General features: G+C 67.3%; 14 protein-coding genes. 7 read left to right on the top strand and 7 right to left on the bottom strand.

Annotation, left to right across the window (positions count from 1 at the left end):
* Positions 1-57 precede the first annotated feature (57 nt).
* Complete coding sequence (locus tag RIE32_00385; protein ID MEQ9094699.1) at positions 58-411, top strand: (2Fe-2S)-binding protein; 354 nt, start codon at positions 58-60, stop codon at positions 409-411.
* Positions 412-665: 254 nt separating this feature from the next.
* Here RIE32_00385 and RIE32_00380 read toward each other — a convergent pair whose 3' ends face one another.
* The 3 genes from RIE32_00380 to pdxA all read right to left on the bottom strand — a co-directional run bounded on the left by RIE32_00380 (position 666) and on the right by pdxA (position 4,176).
* Positions 666-1,604 (bottom strand): DNA-directed RNA polymerase subunit alpha C-terminal domain-containing protein, encoded by a 939-nt coding sequence (locus tag RIE32_00380; protein ID MEQ9094698.1) that lies wholly within the window; start codon positions 1,602-1,604, stop codon positions 666-668.
* Positions 1,605-1,709: 105 nt separating this feature from the next.
* Complete coding sequence (locus tag RIE32_00375; GenBank protein ID MEQ9094697.1) at positions 1,710-3,128, bottom strand: MATE family efflux transporter; 1,419 nt, start codon at positions 3,126-3,128, stop codon at positions 1,710-1,712.
* A 31-nt stretch (positions 3,129-3,159) separates the two neighbouring features.
* On the bottom strand, positions 3,160-4,176 hold the full coding sequence (pdxA, locus tag RIE32_00370) for a 4-hydroxythreonine-4-phosphate dehydrogenase PdxA (GenBank protein ID MEQ9094696.1): 1,017 nt from the start codon (positions 4,174-4,176) through the stop codon (positions 3,160-3,162).
* A gap of 103 nt (positions 4,177-4,279) precedes the next feature.
* Between pdxA and RIE32_00365 the strand changes: the two genes are divergently transcribed.
* Positions 4,280-5,989, top strand: a complete 1,710-nt coding sequence (locus tag RIE32_00365; protein MEQ9094695.1) for an FKBP-type peptidyl-prolyl cis-trans isomerase — start codon at positions 4,280-4,282, stop codon at positions 5,987-5,989.
* A gap of 59 nt (positions 5,990-6,048) precedes the next feature.
* On the top strand, positions 6,049-6,390 hold the full coding sequence (locus RIE32_00360) for an FKBP-type peptidyl-prolyl cis-trans isomerase (protein ID MEQ9094694.1): 342 nt from the start codon (positions 6,049-6,051) through the stop codon (positions 6,388-6,390).
* 54 nt (positions 6,391-6,444) lie between these two features.
* Here the strand turns inward: RIE32_00360 and RIE32_00355 are convergent, their stop codons facing one another.
* Entirely contained in the window at positions 6,445-7,212 is a 768-nt protein-coding gene (locus RIE32_00355) for an SDR family NAD(P)-dependent oxidoreductase (GenBank protein MEQ9094693.1), read from the bottom strand.
* Positions 7,213-7,279: 67 nt separating this feature from the next.
* Complete coding sequence (locus tag RIE32_00350) at positions 7,280-8,017, bottom strand: hypothetical protein (GenBank protein MEQ9094692.1); 738 nt, start codon at positions 8,015-8,017, stop codon at positions 7,280-7,282.
* A gap of 338 nt (positions 8,018-8,355) precedes the next feature.
* Here RIE32_00350 and RIE32_00345 point away from each other — a divergent pair, with 338 nt between their 5' ends.
* A complete protein-coding gene (locus RIE32_00345; GenBank protein MEQ9094691.1) occupies positions 8,356-9,369 on the top strand; it encodes a tetratricopeptide repeat protein in 1,014 nt (337 codons plus the stop codon).
* Between the two features lie 148 nt (positions 9,370-9,517).
* Positions 9,518-10,195 carry a GC-type dockerin domain-anchored protein gene (locus RIE32_00340; protein MEQ9094690.1) on the top strand — a complete coding sequence of 226 codons (678 nt, stop codon included), beginning with the start codon at positions 9,518-9,520 and terminating at the stop codon, positions 10,193-10,195.
* Between the two features lie 6 nt (positions 10,196-10,201).
* On the opposite strand, the gene RIE32_00335 is transcribed toward RIE32_00340, so the two are convergent.
* Positions 10,202-11,077, bottom strand: a complete 876-nt coding sequence (locus RIE32_00335; GenBank protein MEQ9094689.1) for a bifunctional 5,10-methylenetetrahydrofolate dehydrogenase/5,10-methenyltetrahydrofolate cyclohydrolase — start codon at positions 11,075-11,077, stop codon at positions 10,202-10,204.
* A 42-nt stretch (positions 11,078-11,119) separates the two neighbouring features.
* Between RIE32_00335 and ligA the strand changes: the two genes are divergently transcribed.
* Together ligA and RIE32_00325 are read left to right on the top strand one after the other, a co-directional pair.
* Positions 11,120-13,300, top strand: coding sequence for an NAD-dependent DNA ligase LigA (gene ligA, locus RIE32_00330; protein ID MEQ9094688.1), 2,181 nt, complete (start codon positions 11,120-11,122; stop codon positions 13,298-13,300).
* 77 nt (positions 13,301-13,377) lie between these two features.
* On the top strand, positions 13,378-13,902 hold the full coding sequence (locus tag RIE32_00325; protein ID MEQ9094687.1) for a CYTH domain-containing protein: 525 nt from the start codon (positions 13,378-13,380) through the stop codon (positions 13,900-13,902).
* Between the two features lie 22 nt (positions 13,903-13,924).
* On the opposite strand, the gene RIE32_00320 is transcribed toward RIE32_00325, so the two are convergent.
* A complete protein-coding gene (locus RIE32_00320) occupies positions 13,925-17,605 on the bottom strand; it encodes a mechanosensitive ion channel (protein ID MEQ9094686.1) in 3,681 nt (1,226 codons plus the stop codon).
* Positions 17,606-17,638 lie beyond the last annotated feature (33 nt).

Raw genomic sequence — 17,638 nt, 5'->3', positions numbered from 1 at the left:
CGCCGCCGTCCTTTCCACGCTGCCGATCCTTCGGGGGCGGGCATCGTACGCTCACCCATGGACGGCCCCACCCAGCCCGAAGCCCCCGGTGAAGGCCAATTGAGCGACACCGACGACGTGTGCCTGTGCTTCCACGTGCCGCTGGGGAAGGTCAAGCGATTCATCCAGCGCGAGGATCCACCGGTCGCCTCGCTCATCAGCGAGTGCCTGGGGGCGGGCACCGGCTGCGGCTGGTGCGTCCCGGTGCTCAAGAAGCTCCATCGCCAGCACGCCCAGAGCCAGCCCATGGAGGTCCGAGTCGACCCAGAGCTCTACGCCAGCGGCCGTCGAAGCTACCGGAAGACCGGCGTACGGCCCCAGGAGCGGTCGGGCGACTCAGAACGGGGATCCGGCCCTCCGGCGGAGGCGTAGAGAAGCACGCGAGGAGAATCATCGCAAGAAAAAAGGCGACCCGACTCCACGAGACGCCGGGTCGCCTGTTGCGAGGAATGCATCCCGGGGCATATCCCGGAACGGCTCCAGATTACCCGAAACCATGGGGTCTTGTAAACCCTTTTTTCATCATTCCATGCAAAAAGAAGCCCCCACCCGGCTCGGGAGGGGGATCTGGTGCATATTCGCGCAATTAATGCCGCAGGAAGCCCCACGAAAGTGGGTGTATTTACCTACTCATCGATGGTGCGAAGGGTCATTCCGATCTCGCCCAGCCGCTCTTTCACCTCCGTGAGCGACGTGGCGCCGAAGTTCTTCACGCCCATCAGCTCGGCCTCGGTGTGGCTCACCAGGTCGCCCAGGCTCTGGATGTTGAGCAATTGCAGGGCCCGGCGGGCACGCACGGAAAGGGCCAAGTCGGTCACCGGCTTGTTGAGCATCGCCTCCTGGCTGGTGCCACGGAAGCGGTCCAGGGCGGTGCGCCGGCCCGAGCGATGGCCATCGTCGACGCCCTGGCCCAGGGCCATGCCCTTGGCCGAGAGCATCTTCTTGATCTCGTCCAGGCTGGAATCCCCGAAGTTCTTGTAGCTCATCAGCTCGGCTTCGGTGGTCCGCAGCAGGTCGCCCAGCGTGCGGATGTTCATCCGCTTGAGGGCCGTACGCGTCCGCACCGAGAGGTCGAAATCGGTGACGGCGGTCTCCATCTCCTGGCGGCGCTTCAGGTGGTCGCTCTCGGCGTCTTCGACCACGCCCTCATCGCGGCTGGCGATGACGTCCTTCATGTAGAGCCGGGCCCTGGGGTGGTTGGGGTCGGTGTCCAGCACCTGCCGCAGGCACCGCTCGGCCCGGGAGAACTCGCCGCGGTCTTCGTAGAGCACGGCCAGGTTCAGCAGGGCGTTCACCGGGGCGGGCGTCTTGTCGCACAGGCGCTCGTAGAGGCTGATGGCCTCGTCTTCCTCGCCCGCCAGGTCGAGGTGGTAGGCAAGTTGGAAGGCGGCCTCGTCGTGCCCGGCGTCGGCCTGGACGGCCTTGCGGAGCGTCTCGATGGCGTCCATGCGGTCGCCCGCGGCGGCCTGCTGGCGTGCCTCCTCAAGCAACCGGGCTGCCTGAGCCGAGTCTCCACCGGAACCGATGACCATGTCGAGCGCACTGGGGGACGAACTGGAACTCAAGGCGAGACCTCCAAGCAAGGGGCCGAAGAACGGCCGAATCGGGTGGCTGGATCGTGATTCTAGGCGGCTATGGCATAGGCCTCTCGGACCGGCCTCCGGCACGGCCTAGAGCTCGATCTCATCCCCCGACAGCTTCATCCGCTTCCACGCCCCCAACTTGAAACGCACCAGAAGGCACACGCCGAGCACCACGATGTAGGCCGAGGCGAAGATCCACGGGCCCACGGCGCCCCACTGGGGCACGACCGCCACGGCCAGATGCCCGCCGCCGACGATCAGCATCCACGAGAGGACGATGGTCAGCAGGCTGGGCACGAACGTGTCGCCCGCCCCGCGCAGGGCGCCGGTCATGGTCACCGCAACGGCGTCGAACATCTGGAACACCGCCGCGGCGACGAGGATCATCGAGCCCACGCGGACTACCTCGGCGGCCGACTCGCGTTCCATGTCGGCGGTCACGAACAGGCCCATGAGCTCGTGCCGGAACACGATGAAGCACGTGGCGCACGCGCCCATGTAACCGATGCCCAGGCCCATGCCCAGCCAGGCGCGCTTCTCCGCCAGGTCGATGCGTCCCATGCCGATGAGCCGACCGACGATGGCGGTAATAGCGATCGACAGGCCCACCGTGGGCATGAACGACAGGCTCATGTACCGCAATGCGATGAAACCCGCGGCCTGCTGCTCGGGCCCGAACCGCCCGCCAAGGCCCACCAGCAGGTAGCCGAAGCACACCATCTCGTTCACGAACATGACGCCCGCGGGCATCCCGACGCGCAGGATGTCCTTGATGGGCTTCCATGCCGGCTTCCAGGGCGCACGGGTCTCGAAGTTCTTCGCCCAACGGGGCGCCAGGAACAGGGCCGCGGGGATGGCCATCTCGACCGCGCTGCCGATGACGGTGCCCAAGGCCGCGCCGATCAGGCCCATCTCCGGAAAGCCCAGGAGCCCGAAGATGAGCACCCAGTTGGCCAGGACGTTCACCACGTTGCCGATGAGCGCGGCCACCATCGGAATCACCGGCTTGTGCATGCCGAAGAAGTACTGCGCGACGGTGCGTCCGCCCATGGTGAGGATCGCGCCGAAGATGAGCACGTTGGCGTACTGGCTCTCGAGTTCGACCAGTTCGGCCGAGTGCCCCATCGCCGCGAAGATCGACGGCAGCAGGAACACCATCGGAAGCAGCATGGCGGCTGCCGTCACGGCGATCCACCACTGTGCCCAGACGTAGCGCGCGCCCTTGCGTGGCGTGCCGGCGCCCAGGTTCTGCGAGACGAAGCTCGATACCACGCCCGACATGCCGAAGACCAGTGACAGGGGGATCCACACCGCGAAGCCGCCGTTGCCCTGGGCCGAGACGTAGATGGGGTCGTTGCCCCATTGGGTGACCATGAGCATGTCGACGAACTGCATCGCCGAGTAGCTGACCATCTGCACGATGCTGGGGGCGGCGATGAACAGCATGTCCAGCAGCGGATGCCGCAGGAACTCGCGTTGCTCGTCTTGAGCGCCGGGGAGGGTCATGGGGAGGCTTCCACGACGCCCGCGGACGCCGTTACGGGGGGGAGGTGGCGCGTGCGGCCGCGAGCTTCGCGGCCAGACGCAGCGCCGCGGCCATCGAGCCGGCGTCGGCCACGCCCCGCCCGGCGATGCCGAACGCGGTTCCGTGGTCGGGGCTGGTTCGCGGCACGGCGAGCCCCAAGGTTATGTTCACCGCCTCGTCGAAGGCCACCAGCTTCAGCGGCGCCAGGGCCTGATCGTGGTACATCGCGACGACAACGTCGAAGATGCCCCCCGGCCGGCGGGCGTCGCGGAACACCGTGTCTCCCGGCAGGGGACCGGTGACGTCCAGGCCGCGTGCCTTGGCGGCGTCCACGGCCGGGGCGATGATCGCCTCGTCCTCCTCGCCCAGGGCCCCACCCTCGCCCGCGTGCGGATTCAGCCCGGCAACGGCGACGCGTGGCCGCTGGACGCCCAGATCGCGGCATAGCGCGGCCGACAGTTCGATGACGTCCAGCACCCGTTCGGTGGTGATCGTCTCGGCGACCAGGCGGAGCGGGATGTGGGCGGTAACCAGCGCGACGAGCAGCGGCCGGCTCACGAATGCCATGGCATGGCGCTGGGCGCCGAGCCGCTCGGCCAGCAACTCGGTGTGCCCCAGGTGGGCGCCCTGCCCCGCCGCGACCCAGGCGGCCTTGCTGATCGGCCCGGTGCAGATTGCCTGCGCCCGGGCGGGGTGTCCATCGGGCAGCATCGTCGCGTCGACCGCGTGCAGCACCTGGGCATGGCTGATCGCGCCGTTCCGCGCCGTTGGCTCGTGATCGAACGGCTGGCCATCGTCGCCGTCGTCGAGTTGGCACACCGTCACCGGCTCGTTGGGGTCGATGTCTTCGAGCGAATCGACCACGGGCCAGTCGTGCCGTCCGAGCGCGCGAGACGGGCCGTATATCACGATCCTCGCCGCATCGCCGGCCCCACCATTCAACGCGGCGCAGAGCACCTCGGGGCCGATTCCACCCGGGTCGCCCATCGAAACGGCGATGCAGGGGCGTGTGGCTGGCGCGCTCTCCATGCAGAATGGTACCAGAGCCGGCCTGCGCACTCGTTTGCGGGGAAACCATGAAGATGAACTCACGTGATGCCGGGGGACACAAACCCGGCGGCTACCATTCTCGATGGATATCACCAAGCTTTCTTCCACGACATTCCGCGCCGCGGCCATCCTCGCGGTGGCCGGAACGGCGTTTGTCGCCGGGTGCGGCAACTCTTCCCAGAACGGCACCGATGCCGGCCAAGGCGCCACGGGCCAGGATCGTCCGACGACCGAACAGCCGGCCGGCGATGCTTCGGGACCCGATCAGACGCCATCCGCAGAGCAGACCGAGCCCAGCGGCGAGCCGGCGGCGAGCGATCAGTCGCAGCCGTTCCAGGAGGTCCGCACCACCGACATTGAGGTCGGAGATGGCGCCCAAGCCGACATACAGGACATCGTGACGGTCCACTATCGCGGCACCTTCCGCGAAAGCGGCGAGGAGTTCGATTCCAGCTACAGCCGGGGCGAGCCCTTCACGCTGCCGCTGCGGAACTTCGTGCCCGGCTTCAGCCAGGGCGTCGAAGGCATGCGCGTGGGCGGCAAGCGCCGCATCGAGATTCCGTATCGCCTTGCCTACGGCGAACAAGGCAGCCCGCCCACGATCCCGCCGCGCTCGGACCTGGTCTTCGAGGTCGAGTTGGTCGACGTGGAGAAGCCCGAACCGCCCAAGACGCCCGATCTTGCCAGCGAATTCGAGGGTGAGCCGCAGGAACTTGACGGCGGGCTGGTCGTCCGCGACATCACCGTGGGCCAGGGCGAGAAGAGCGTGAAGCCGGGCGCCAAGGTGTTCGTGCACATCCTGGGCGTGCAGGCCGAGAGCGGCGAGCAGTTCGCCTCCAGCCGCGAAGCCGGTGGGCCGCAGCAGCTCGATCTTGGAGACCCGCGGATGCTGCCCGGCCTGGCGCAGGGCATCGTGGGCATGAAGCCCGAGGGCACGCGTCGCATCGAGGTGCCCGCCGAGCTGGGCTTTGGCGCCCAGGGCGCGGGCGACGTGGTACCGCCGAACAGCGATCTCGTCTTCGAGGTCGAGTTGCTGAGCATGGCCAACCCACGCGAACTGAGCACCGAGTGGGTCAGCGAGGAGACGCGCGAGAATGGCCTGGTCGTGCGCGTGGTGAAGGAAGGCGACGCCGAGAAGGAACCCATCCCCGAAGGCGGCATCGCCGTGCTGCACACCATGGGCGTGCTTGAAGACGGCACCGTCTTCGATTCGACGTTCGACCAGGGCCAGCAGGCCACCGTGCCGCTCGAGCAGGCCGTGATCGAGGGCTGGAGCCAGGGCGTGGTGGGCATGCGGCCGGGCGAGATCCGCCAGATCGTCGTTCCGCCCGAACTCGGCTTCGGCGAGGAAGGCCAGCCCCCGGCCGTGCCGGGTAACGAGACGCTGACCTTTGAGATCGAGTTGTTCGATTGGCGCATGCCCCGAGAGTTCTCGACCGAGTTCGTCGGCGAAGCCGAGCAGCTCGAAGAGGGCATCACCATCCGCCAGGTGAGCGTGGGCGAGGGCCCCGAAGCCGCCGAGGGCCAGATGGCCGTGATTCACTACTTGGCCGAGTTGCCCGACGGCACCATCGTCGCCAACACGTTCGACACCGGCGACATGCAGGTGGTGCCGCTCGATGGCGCCGACCCCCTGCCCGGTCTGCGCAAGGCCATCGTGGGCATGAAGGTGGGCGGCGTCCGTCGCATCGAGCTCGCGGCCGAACAGGCGTTCGGCGCCCAGGGCAACCCGCCCATGGTGCCCGCCGATACGCCCATCACGTTCGAAGTCGAACTGATGGGCGTGCAGTAAGCCACCGAAGAGTCCGCAGACATGCCCGGGACGGCCCGGGAAGAAAGGAACCGATTCGCATGACCGAACGACATGAAATGCCCGGCGGCCTGGTGGCCGAAGACGTCGAGGTTGGCTCGGGGGCCGAGTGCCCGCACGGCGCCACCGTGAAGGTGCACTATCGCGGCACGCTGGAAGACGGCACCCAGTTTGATTCCAGCTACGACCGCGGCGAACCCATCACCTTCCCGCTGGGCAGCCTCATCCAGGGCTGGCAGATCGGCATTCCCGGCATGAAGGTCGGCGGCAAGCGCCGGCTCGAGATTCCCTACAGCTTGGGCTACGGCGAGCGTGGCGCGCCACCAAGCATTCCGCCTCGCGCCAACCTGGTCTTCGACATCGAACTGCTCGACGTCAAGTAAGACCCGGCGGCGACCAGAACGAGGCCCGGGCGCGAGCCCGGGCTTTCTGATGCGCTACGGATACGCCTGCCGCGTGGGGCGCAGCATGATCTCGCTCAGGTGCACGCCCGCAGGCTGGGCACACGCAAACAGGATCGATCGCGCCACGTCTTCGGGCGTCAGCACCGGCGCCATCGACTCCATGAATTCGCCGAAGGCCTTGGGGTCATACCCCGCCGCCGATTGGAACTCGCTGGCCACGACGCCCGGCTCGATAGTCGTCACGCGGATGCCCTTCGGGCCCGCTTCGCGGCGCATGGCCTCGGCGATCATGTGCACGGCCGCCTTGGCGGCGCCGTAGAAGCTGCTGAACGGACTCAGGTTCCGCCCCACCGTCGAACCCAGCACGACCACGTCGCGGGGGCGTTTCGGCGGTCCCTGGTACTCACCGATCTCGGCGAACATGCGGTGGATCGCCGCCCGCATCAGCTTCGCCGCTGCCAGCGTGTTGATCTGCAGGACCTCTTCCCATTCGTCCTGGTCCGAATCAAGCGGTGAGCCACGCAGGCCGCGACCCGCGTTGGCGATCACCATGTCGACCTCGCGCCCGCCCGCGGCCTTGGCCGCCTCGAGCATGGCCTCGATGACCTCGGGCTCGGCGGCATCGCCGGCAACGGGCTTCACGCGGCGCGGATCGATCTCCACCAGTTCATCGAGCCGGCCCGCCCGCCGAGCGTTGACCACGACGACGGCCCCGCCCTCGGCGAGCATGCGTGCGGTCGACAGGCCGATGCCGGCACTCGCGCCGGTCACGATGGCCACACGGTCCTTGAAGTCGCTCATGCCCCGACGATAGCCACACCGAAGGCGGTTCAAGCCCGTGACGACTGCTGCTCCGGGGTGCCCAGCGTCAGTTGGTGATGCGGTTGATGAACCCGCTCATGCCGCCGCGCATGGCGTCGATCTCGCTGTTGAAGCGCCGCTCGTCGATGTCTTCCCCGATGTTGGTCGTCAGGTCGATGCGGAAGTACCGCCGTGTCTCGGGCCGGTCGCGCACGCCCGGCGGCACGCTGTAGCCCACCACCGACCGCTGGCTGGGCGTCGTCACGATCGGCACCATCCACTGCCCGCTCTCATCGGCCCGCACGATCCGCGGCCGATCCGGATCGCGGTCATACAACACCACCGTGGCACCCGGCAGGGTCCGGCCCTGGAGCATCTCGGTCCGCCGGGCGCTGATGAAGTTACCCGAGAAGCCCAGCGAGACCTCGCTGAGGGACAACTGCAACCGCCGGCCGGGGGCGATCGGCTGGCCTTGGAGCGATTCCAGGCTTCGATGCAGCTTCGAGAGCCCGCTAAAGCTGTCGACGACGATGTTCGCGGTATAGTCGCGCACCTCGACGCCGGCGATCGAGTCCATCGTGGGCGGGCCAGCGTCGAAGCTGGGCTTCATCGCCATGCGGTTGTTCACCTTGTGGTGGCGGATGACCACCGGCCAGATTTGGTCCCACTCGCTGCGAGTGATGCGGCTCTGCCCGCTCGTCGTGTCGCCACGAACCACCACGGCCCGCACGTTGCGGAAGCTCAGGGTGACCGGCAATTCGGACTTGCGGACGCAACCGGCGAGCGGCGCGAACACGACGATCATGGCCAACAACCCGAACAAAGCGGTGACACGGCCGGTCCGACTGATCTTGGACCCGGTGATTGACGATGGGATCGGAGTCATATGACCTTTGGCGGAACGGGGCTCGGTGTGGCACAGGCATCCCAAGAACGGCAGGGGGCGCATCGGGAGCTTATCGGCCGAAATTGCGCGTAGTGGCCACAGAAGAGCAAACCGGCCGATCGGGCCTCATGCGGTGGACGAGAAGGTGCGATAATGGCCTCTGCGGGCGGGGCAGGCCGAACCCTGATCGCCCGCCGATCGTTGGAAGGGCTCGACTTCATGGGGATCGTGTCGGAAGAGTTGGGAAGGGGCATCGGATGATCATCAGCCAGGCGGGCACGCGACGGATTACGACCAGGGGAGGCCTCGTGGCCGCCATGGTCGCGGTGGGATTGTGCCTGTCCGCGTGCAGTTCGGGGCCATCCCCCAAGAAGCAGGCCCGCTTGACCGCCGCCAACGACGCGGCCGATCAGGGCACGGCCCATGTCCGCCTGGGCGACTCGCAGGCCGCCCTGAGCGAGTTCCAACGCGCCATCGAGCTCAACCCGCTGCTGACCCGCGCATACGTGGGCGCTGGCGACGCCGCCCGCGAATTGAACGATCCCGCCGCGGCCGAGCAGTACTACACCCGCGCGTCGGAACTGGACCCCAACAACCCGCGCATCCACTTCAAGCGGGGCCAGGTGCTCCAAGCGCTCGGCCGCGTCACCGACGCCATCCGCGCGTACCTCAACTCGCTGGAACTCGACCCGACCGACGCACCGGCCAACATCAACGTCTCGGTTGCCTACATGCAGGCCGAGGAGCCCCGCTTGGCTCGTCCGTTTGCCGAGCGTGCTGTGTACATCGACCCCAACAGCGCGCCAGCCCGCATCAACCTTGGCTCGATCTACGCGGCGATGGGCGAACACCGCAAAGCGGTGGACGAATACCAGCAGGCCGCCGAATTGGTCGATCCGATCTCGCCCGAGTTGCTGGTGAACCTCGCCGAAAGCTTGCGCGTGCTGGGTGAAGATGCTCAGGCGGTGAACGTGCTCGACCAGCTCTTGCGGACCAACGAGACGTCGCTGGCGTGGGAGCGTCGCGGCTCGGCCCTGTTCCGCATGGGTGACTTCGACGCAGCGCAAACGAGCTTCGAGCGCGCCCTGGAGATCGACGCCCGCCACTACCCGGCCCTGAACGGCCTGGCCGTGCTCCGCTTGAACCAGTTCATCCAGAGCGACCGGACCGATTCGGTGGCCCTCCAACAGGCCCTGGAGCACTTCCGCAAGAGCCTGCAGATCGAACATCGCCAGCCGAAGGTTCGCGAACTGCTGAGCCGGTTCAGCTGAGCCGTCTCGGTCGCTGTTCGCCCCGAATCCCCTCTGGACGTGCGGGAGAGCCAGTGCCGCGCGTTTTTTCGTGCGCCGCATGCAACGCCATGGGCGAGCATGGACATAGCCAACAGGAAGGAAGACGTCCCGAAGAAGGAGAGACCCCATGTCGATACGATTCTTAACTGGCGCCGCCCTCATCTCGGCCCTGGCCGCCACGGCCGCCGCCCAGACAACCCAGCCCGCACCCAGCGTCTACCGCGTACCCGGGGGCGTGGAGTTCGGCCTGAACAATCTGGGCGCGAGCGACTACCTGTTCAACTGGTCCGACACCGGCGGAAGCTTCGTGGATGTCGTCGATCCGACGCTGATCCTGACAGCCGGCGAGACCTATCGGTTTCGTCGCCTGACCGGGGCGCATCCGTTCGTCATCTGCGACGACACGCTGCCCGTGGACGGCAGCGACGGCATGTTCCAGCGCACCACGACCGATGGCGCAGTGATCGACGCCGCCACGCTCGAGCCCATCGACGCGTTTACGGCCGATCCCGCGCCCACCGATGACTTCATCGAATGGACGCCCACCGCCGACGACGCGGGCCAGTACTACTACACCTGCCGCGTCGAGTTCCATACCGGCATGACCGGCTCGATCGTCATCGAGGCGGGCGACGATTGCCGGGCCGACCTGGACGGCGATGGGTCCTTGACGATCTTCGACTTCCTGGCGTTCCAGAACCTGTTCGACAGCGGCGACCCGCTTGCCGACTTCGACGGCGACGGCTCGCTCACCCTGTTCGACTTCCTGGCGTTCCAGAACGAGTTCGACGCCGGCTGCCCGTAAGCGGACTCAGAGGTCGCTCGCGCCACCCTCGGCGGCGGCCACCACGTTGCGCAGCAGCATCGCGACGGTCATCGGCCCCACGCCGCCGGGCACGGGGCTGATGAACGCCGCCTTCTCCTTGACCTCGTCGAACGCGACGTCGCCCACTGTCTTGGTTGAACCGTCGTCCTGGGGCACGCGGTTCACGCCCACGTCGACCACGACCGCGCCGGGCTTCACCCAATCGGCCTTGACCAACTCGGGTACGCCCGCCGCGGCGATCAGCACGTCGGCCGACCGGGCCAGTTCCTGCACGCCCTTGCTATGGACGTTGCAACTGATGACCGTGGCCTCCTGACGCATGAGCAGCACGGCGATGGGCTTGCCGACCACGTCACCGGCCCCCACCACCACGCACCGGGCGCCCTTCAACTCGACGCCGGTCGATAGCACCATCCGCAGGGTCGCGAGGGCGGTGCAGGGCGCCAGGCTGCTGCGGCCGTAGACCACGTTGCCGATGTTGGCCGGGTTGACACCCTCGACGTCCTTGTCCGGGTCGATGCGCCGCTGGACCTCGTAGGGGTCGACGCCCTCGGGCATGGGCAGGTGCACCATGATGGCGTGGCAGTCATCCTTGGTGTTCAGCAGCAGCACGCGGCCGGCGATCTCGTCGAAGCCGGCGTGGGCATGCAGCGTGTGGAGTCGGTAGGCGATGCCCAACCGCTCGCAGGTCCGCCGCTGGCTGTCGGAGTACTGGCGTGCGGCGCTGTCGCCATCGTCCACCAGCAAGGCGTCGAGCCGGACGGGCCTGCCCTGCGCCTGGAGCGCAGCGACGCGCCGTGCGATCTCGTCGCGATACCGGGCCGCCAGGGCCTTGCCGTCGATGATGCTCGCCTCCGACACGGAGCATCGTACCGCGCCGCGCGTCACTATGCTGGACGCACCATGGCCAAGAAGGACGAGCCCGCCCGCATCGCCGAACTCCGCGACCTGCTGACGCGGGCCAACCGCGCCTACTACGTCGACGCCGACCCCATCATGAGCGATACCGAGTTCGATCGGCTCTTGGAGGAGTTGGCCGAACTCGAGGCGAAGCACCCCGACCTGGCCGACCCCGCCAGCCCCACCGTCCGCGTGGGGGGCGAGCCGATCGAGGGCTTCGAGACGCGCCGCCATGCCGTCCCGATGATGAGCATCGACAACACCTACAACGAGGCCGAAGTGCGGGCCTGGGTCGAACGCGTCGCCCGCGGCCTGAGGGACGAGGGCCAGGGAAGGCCGGCGGCCGATCGATTCGTGTGCGATCCCAAGGTCGATGGCGTCGCGGTCAGTCTCCGGTACGAGAAGGGCGAACTGGTCTACGCCCTGACCCGCGGCGACGGGACCAGCGGCGACGACGTGACCCACGCCGTGCGCACGGTGCGGGCCATTCCCCTGCGGCTGGATGCGCCAAAGAAGAAGCTGCCCGACGTGCTGGAGGTCCGCGGAGAGTTGTTCATCCCGCTCTCGCAGTTCGCCCGCATCAACCGCGAGCGGGCCGAGGCCGGCGAGGCACCACTCATGAACCCGCGCAACGCGACGGCGGGCACGATCAAGATGCTCGACCCCACCGTGGCGGCTGATCGCAAGCTGGGTTTCGTGGCGCACGGTCGGGGCGAGGTTGATGACGGATTCGCCGACTCGTTCACGGGGTTCATGACGAAGATCAAGGCCATGGGCGTGGCGGTGAGCCCGATGGCAACGCCGGCGAATGACGCCGACGCGGTGCTGGCGGCCATCGACAGATTCAACGAGGACCGCCACGATCTGGACTATCTGACCGACGGCATGGTCGTCCGCGTCAACCGCTTCGATCAGCAGGAGTTGCTGGGATATACGAGCAAGAGCCCCCGATGGGCCATCGCGTATAAGTACGCGGCCGAGCGCGCCAACACGATGTTGTTGGGCGTGGAACACCAGGTCGGCAAGACCGGCAAGATCACGCCGCGGGCCACCATGGAGCCCGTGCTGCTGGCGGGCACCACCGTGCAGCACGCCACGCTGCACAATTACGGCCAGATCGCTCAGAAGGACATCCGCATCGGCGACACGGTTGAGGTGGAGAAGGCGGGCGAGATCATCCCCTACGTGCTCGGGGTGGTGGCGTCGGCGCGGTCGAAGGACAGCAAGAAGATCACCCCGCCCAGGAGCTGTCCGGCGTGCGGGGGCGTGGTCGAAGTCGAGCCATCAGAGGCCGCCGATGATCCGAAGCTGGAAACCACGCGCCGCTGCGTGAACCCCGAGTGCCCGGCCCAGGTTCGCGAGAAGCTGGTGTGGTTCGTCGGCCGCCGGCAGATGGACATCGACGGCTTGGGCGAGAAGACCATCGACCTGATCCGCGAAGCCGCCGACATTCCGCTGGAGCACTTTGCCGACATCTTCCTGTTGTACGAGCACGAGGACGCGTTGCGGGAACTCGAGGGCCTGGGCGAGAAATCGGTCACGCAGATGCTCAAGGGCATCGAAGCGGCCAAGGGACGCGGTATGGCGCGCGTGCTGGCGGGCCTGGGCATCCGCCACGTGGGCGAGAGCACGGCCAAGGCGTTGGCCCGGGTCTTTCCTTCGATCGATGCCTTGCTGGACGCGGAGGCATGGGAGCTCATGCCCACGGCGCTGAACTCCATGAGCCAGGCCGAGCGTGAGCGGCTGACCGGCTCTCCCGAGAAGCTCGACAATCCGCCCGAGACCGGCCTGGGCGCGCTCACGGCGCCGGTGGTGCACGACTACCTGCACTCCAAGGCGGCCCGCGAAACGTTCGATCGGTTGCGCGAGGTAGGCGTGGACCTCTCGAGCAAGGACTACGCCGATCCGGCGGAGCGTGAGGCGCTCGCATCCGCGGACAATGCTTTCGCTGGACGGACGTTCGTGCTGACGGGCACGCTGGAGCACTTCGAGCGAGCGGCGCTCAAGGACGTGCTCGAGGGGCTGGGCGCGAAGGTGTCGGGATCAGTCAGCAAGAACACCGACGTCGTGGTCGCGGGCGAAAAGGCGGGCAGCAAGTTGGACAAGGCCCAGGAACTGGGCATCGAGATATGGGACGAAGCCCGACTGCTGGAGGAATTGCCCGCCGAGCAGAAGCCGGGGTAAGCTCGCTGCGTTCGACGCCCTGAATCGCCGATAGTGGGTTCGGGCGCGATCGGTGCGCCCGGGAGGGCGGGCCCCGCATGCAGAGCCTGGAGTTTCGCAGCGAGTTACGGGACCCCGAGACGGCGATGGCCGCGCTGCTGCGCGCCGGGGCCACGCCGCTCACCACGCTCGAGCTGCGCGACACCTACTTCCGCGTTCCTAGCGGTGTATTCAAGAAACGCGAGGCGGTCGACGAGCCGGTGGAGTACATCTTCTACGACCGGCGGGATGACCTGGCGCCACACCTGAGCCGATTCACGTTGTACGACGAGGCGCAGATGCGGCTTCGCTTCGGCCGGACCGACCCGCCCACGTGGCGGGTGGTGTGCAAGACCCGCGTCGCCTTGATGCGCAGCAACGTGCGGATCCATTTCGACGAGATCGCCGGGCTGGGGCAGTTCTGCGAACTCGAGGCCGCGGTGAGCACGGCGCACAACGTTGCACGCTGCCACGAGAACATCGGCGAGCTACGCCACATCCTGGGGCCAACGCTGGGCGAGCCCGTGTCGGGAACCTACGCCGACATGCTCGATGCGCTCGAGCCCGAGCGGAGCGCTGGTTAAGCCCGCGCGATTGACGGTCGGTTCATGGCTGCTCGCCCTCGGGCCTGGGCTTCTCGTGCTGGCCGTCTCGATCACTCGAACGCTGCGCGAGAACGTCGGCCAGCGGGCCGATGCTCCGGATGTTGAGGTCCCGCTGCGGGAATGCGATTTCGATGTCGAGCTCTCGGAATCGTTCTGCGATCCGGGTGTGTAGATCGCTCTTGACGTCGAGGAAGAAGTCGTAGCTCTCGAGGTAGACGCGCAGCTCGAAGTTCAGCGTGCTGTCCGCAAAGCCCAGGAAGAGTGATCGGACGCGGGGCTCGGTCACGACGTGGGGGTGGCTCTGACCGATCTCCAAGAGCGTCTGCTGGACGAGGCGAACGTCCGAGCCATAGGAGACCCCGACCGGCACGGTGACACGGATGCGCGGATCCGAGAGCGTCCAGTTGGTGAACTCCTGCGTGATAAAGACCTTGTTGGGCACGATGACCTCGCGAAGGTCCCAGTCGAGCAGGGTCGTGGCGCGCATGCGGATGCGGGTCACCTTGCCGTTCATGTTGTTGACCGTCACGGTGTCGCCCACCCGCATGGGACGCTCAACGAGGATGATCAGGCCCGAGATGAAGTTCGCGAAGATCTCCTGGAGGCCGAAGGCCAGGCCGAACGTAAGAGCCGCGGCCAGAAACTGGACCTGGGACCAGCCGATGCCGATGGCGCCGAAGCCCAGAAAGATGCCGACGATGACGAGGAGGTATCGCAGGATGCTGGTGACGGCGAATCGGGCGCCCGCGTCGAAGGGCAGCCGCTTGAGGATGGTGATCTCGAGCAAGCCTGGGAGGTTCCGCGCAAGCACCCAGGTGATCGCGAAGAACAGGAAGGCAGCGCCAACGTCGGCGAGGGTGATGACGTTGACGCTCTGGCCCGCAGCCGGCTCGCTCGTGGACCCCAGGCCGAGCAGACCGGTTCCGGAGCTTTCACTTGCGGGCGCCTCACTCGCCGAAGCGTCGGACGGAGTTTCGGGCTCTGCCGGCGCCGGATCGGTCAGCACGGGCGATGCGGCCACGTCGGACTCGAGCACGGTGATCGTGGGCCACAGTTGGACGCGTTCGAGCATCCGCAACGCCGGCAACTGCGCGGACCACAGGCCGTACATGCCCAGCACGACGCTCACGAGCACGGCGGCAACGAGCACGCGGCGTGTCTGGGTATCGACCTCGGCCGCATCGAGCTCGGGTGTTTCGACTTCTATGCCGCCGTCTTCGCCCCCGCCGCCCTCGTCCTTCTCGGCTCGTTCGGCGGCTTCTTCTTCGCGGCGTTGCTGTGCGCGCTTGACGAGCAAGCGTCGCCGCTCGATGAAGAGCCATCGCAGGACGAGGTTGTACGCGATGATGGCGGCGACCGCGAGCCACACGGTCAGGTGCAGACGCTCGTCGAGCTGCGCGGCGGTGTAGTAGTACCCCACGCCAGCCAGGACGGTCAGCGCGAGGGGCGCGGCGACCAGCAGCGGGTACCACGCCCATCGCGTCTGGTTCACCACGCCCGATCGATGCTTGACGAGATAGTTCTGGACGAAGGGCAGCCAGGGCGCAAACGCCCACGCCGTGAAGCCCGCCAGGATGAGCTGGCCGAGCATGAACAGGAGCCGTCCGACGGCGTCGTTGATGACGAAGTCAGGCTGGTGGGCATAGGCGCGTGTGAGGATTGCGACGGGAATCAGCGAGGCCTCGAGCAGGAACACCAGCCGGCGGAGTTGCACGAGGCCATCGCGACGCCAGCGGAAGTGCGCCTCGAGCAGTCCATCGGTGCGGGCCGCGTGACGGACGAATTCCAGCACGAAGGCGAAGATGGCCGCTTCGAACAAGGCCTTCCCGACGGCCTGGGCAACCTCGACGTCGGTGCCGGTAAGGAGCAGGCTGGCCAGCGCGAGGGCGATGGGCAGGGGCAGGCTGACGACGACTGTCAGCGGAAGCGCTTCGAGCGTCAGCCGCATGCGGTCGCTGTTGAACTTGCGGACCTGGCCGGCGATGCTTCGCAGGGCCCGTCGCGCGCGGCGGCGCGCCCAGAGGGAAGCGATCAGTGCGATCGTCACGGGAAACACGAGGACCTGCGGCGGCCACCAGTCGGCCAGGGCGTCGAGCCACCGAGTGCCGATGGGCGTCGAACGCGAGACGACGCCCGTCGCTCGGGCGGGCACACGCTGGCCGCCGAGCAACCAGATGCCCCCATCCACGACGTCCTCGACTCGAGGAATGGACGACCCCTGGACGCTTCGGGTCCAGAGAATGCGTTCTTCGATATAGGTGCGGAACGCTTCGAGCGTCTGCGCGAGCGTCTTGCGTGTCGCGGCGAGCTCGTACGCCTCATCGATGTAGCTGCGGTACTCCGACTCGAGCGCCTGGAGCGTGTCGACGTAGCTGGTGATGATGCTGGTGATCTGCTGTTCGACGGCCGGGGGCAGGGCCTCGTCGCCGTTGGCGACGCGTTGGCGAGCCCGCTCGATTGCCGACTGCACGTCGCGATACTGCAGGAGCTTCTCTTCGATCTCAATGAGCTTGAGCTGTGCGTCGTCGATCTTGGACTTGAGCTGGTCGTCTGACTCGGGCTCGAAGCGGGAAAGCTCGCGCAACTCGCTGCGCAGGGACTGGCCGACGATTTGCGTGAGGCCGGCGGCCTGTACGCGGGCGGTGGTGTTGCGGGCCCTTCGCTGGAGTTCGGCGAGTTTTTCTTCCGCTCGATTGTGTTCGACCCGAACCGATTCGAGGCGTTCTAGCGTGCCCTTGGGGCCCAGGCGGCGTGAGGCGAGTTCGCTGGTCTCCTTGGCCAGCTCGCTCAGTTGGGCGTCGGCGACCTCGTCGGCCTGCTGGCGGGCTTCCTGCTGGGCCTGACGCGCCTTGCGATTGGCAGCCTCGGTCTCGGCTGCGCGGAGCTTCTCAAGCAGTCTCGAAGCGGTGTCGGCCTTGCGCTGGGCGAGCGTCTGGCGCAGCGGCAGCAACTCGCGCCGAGCCGTGTAGCTGGCGACCTCGGCTTCCAGGCGAGCGATGCGTGCGGCGAGTTCGGCGGCTTCGGCCTGCTTCTGCCAGCGGCGGGCCTGGGCGGCGGGATCGGCAGGGTCTTGCGGCAGCGCCGCCAACTCGGTCGTCGCCTCGGTGAGTTGCTCGCCCCACTGCACCAGTTGCGTCGGAGCGGCTGCAAGTTGCTGCTCGCGCTCGGCTGCCTCGGCCTGGAGGCGGGCCTGCTCGGCCCGGGCCGCATCGAGACGAGCCTGGGCCTCCCCCATCACGGCACGGACCGCATCCAGGGCCTGATCGGCAGGCATCTGCCCGTAGTCGGGCAGCACCGGCGTGGTTACCGGTTGATCAACTTCGGAGCGCAGTTGTTCCAGCGTGCCGGGCACCGCGGCCGTTGCGTCGGCAAACTCCCGGCGCTGCGTTTGGGCGGCGTTTCGCTGCTGCAGGGCGTCGACGGCGGCACGCAACGGCGCGAGGATGGCGTCCTTTGACGCATCGTCCAGTTCTTCGTCTGCCTCGACTTGCGCAATGCGCTCCTGCACCTGCGCGACCGTCGGCGTCTCGATCGGGGCAGGCGGTGTGCTCTGAGCGGCCTCGGGCTGGGTGACGGGCGATTGCCCGGACTGTTCGGGCGTCGCCTCATCTTGGGCGGCGGCTCCCAGGGCAGCGAAGAGGACGATGATCGGCGTGATAAACCAGACGGATGGATATCGCATTGCGGCAGTGTAAGCGCGATAGGGTTCGGCCTT

Source organism: Phycisphaerales bacterium (assembly GCA_040221175.1).
Lineage (GTDB): Bacteria > Planctomycetota > Phycisphaerae > Phycisphaerales > UBA1924 > JAHCJI01.
Note: the sequence above shows the minus strand (reverse complement) of the source record. Positions and strands in the feature narration are given on the sequence as shown.

Bases quoted from the DNA above. Each gene is read 5' to 3' on its own strand.
- RIE32_00360 (MEQ9094694.1), top strand. From the start codon at position 6,049: ATGACCGAACGACATGAAATGCCCGGCGGCCTGGTGGCCGAAGACGTC.
- RIE32_00320 (MEQ9094686.1), bottom strand. From the start codon at position 17,605: ATGCGATATCCATCCGTCTGGTTTATCACGCCGATCATCGTCCTCTTC.
- RIE32_00375 (MEQ9094697.1), bottom strand. From the start codon at position 3,128: ATGACCCTCCCCGGCGCTCAAGACGAGCAACGCGAGTTCCTGCGGCAT.
- ligA (MEQ9094688.1), top strand. From the start codon at position 11,120: ATGGCCAAGAAGGACGAGCCCGCCCGCATCGCCGAACTCCGCGACCTG.
- RIE32_00365 (MEQ9094695.1), top strand. From the start codon at position 4,280: ATGGATATCACCAAGCTTTCTTCCACGACATTCCGCGCCGCGGCCATC.
- RIE32_00350 (MEQ9094692.1), bottom strand. From the start codon at position 8,017: ATGATCGTCGTGTTCGCGCCGCTCGCCGGTTGCGTCCGCAAGTCCGAA.
- RIE32_00345 (MEQ9094691.1), top strand. From the start codon at position 8,356: ATGATCATCAGCCAGGCGGGCACGCGACGGATTACGACCAGGGGAGGC.
- RIE32_00340 (MEQ9094690.1), top strand. From the start codon at position 9,518: ATGTCGATACGATTCTTAACTGGCGCCGCCCTCATCTCGGCCCTGGCC.
- pdxA (MEQ9094696.1), bottom strand. From the start codon at position 4,176: ATGGAGAGCGCGCCAGCCACACGCCCCTGCATCGCCGTTTCGATGGGC.
- RIE32_00325 (MEQ9094687.1), top strand. From the start codon at position 13,378: ATGCAGAGCCTGGAGTTTCGCAGCGAGTTACGGGACCCCGAGACGGCG.
- RIE32_00355 (MEQ9094693.1), bottom strand. From the start codon at position 7,212: ATGAGCGACTTCAAGGACCGTGTGGCCATCGTGACCGGCGCGAGTGCC.
- RIE32_00385 (MEQ9094699.1), top strand. From the start codon at position 58: ATGGACGGCCCCACCCAGCCCGAAGCCCCCGGTGAAGGCCAATTGAGC.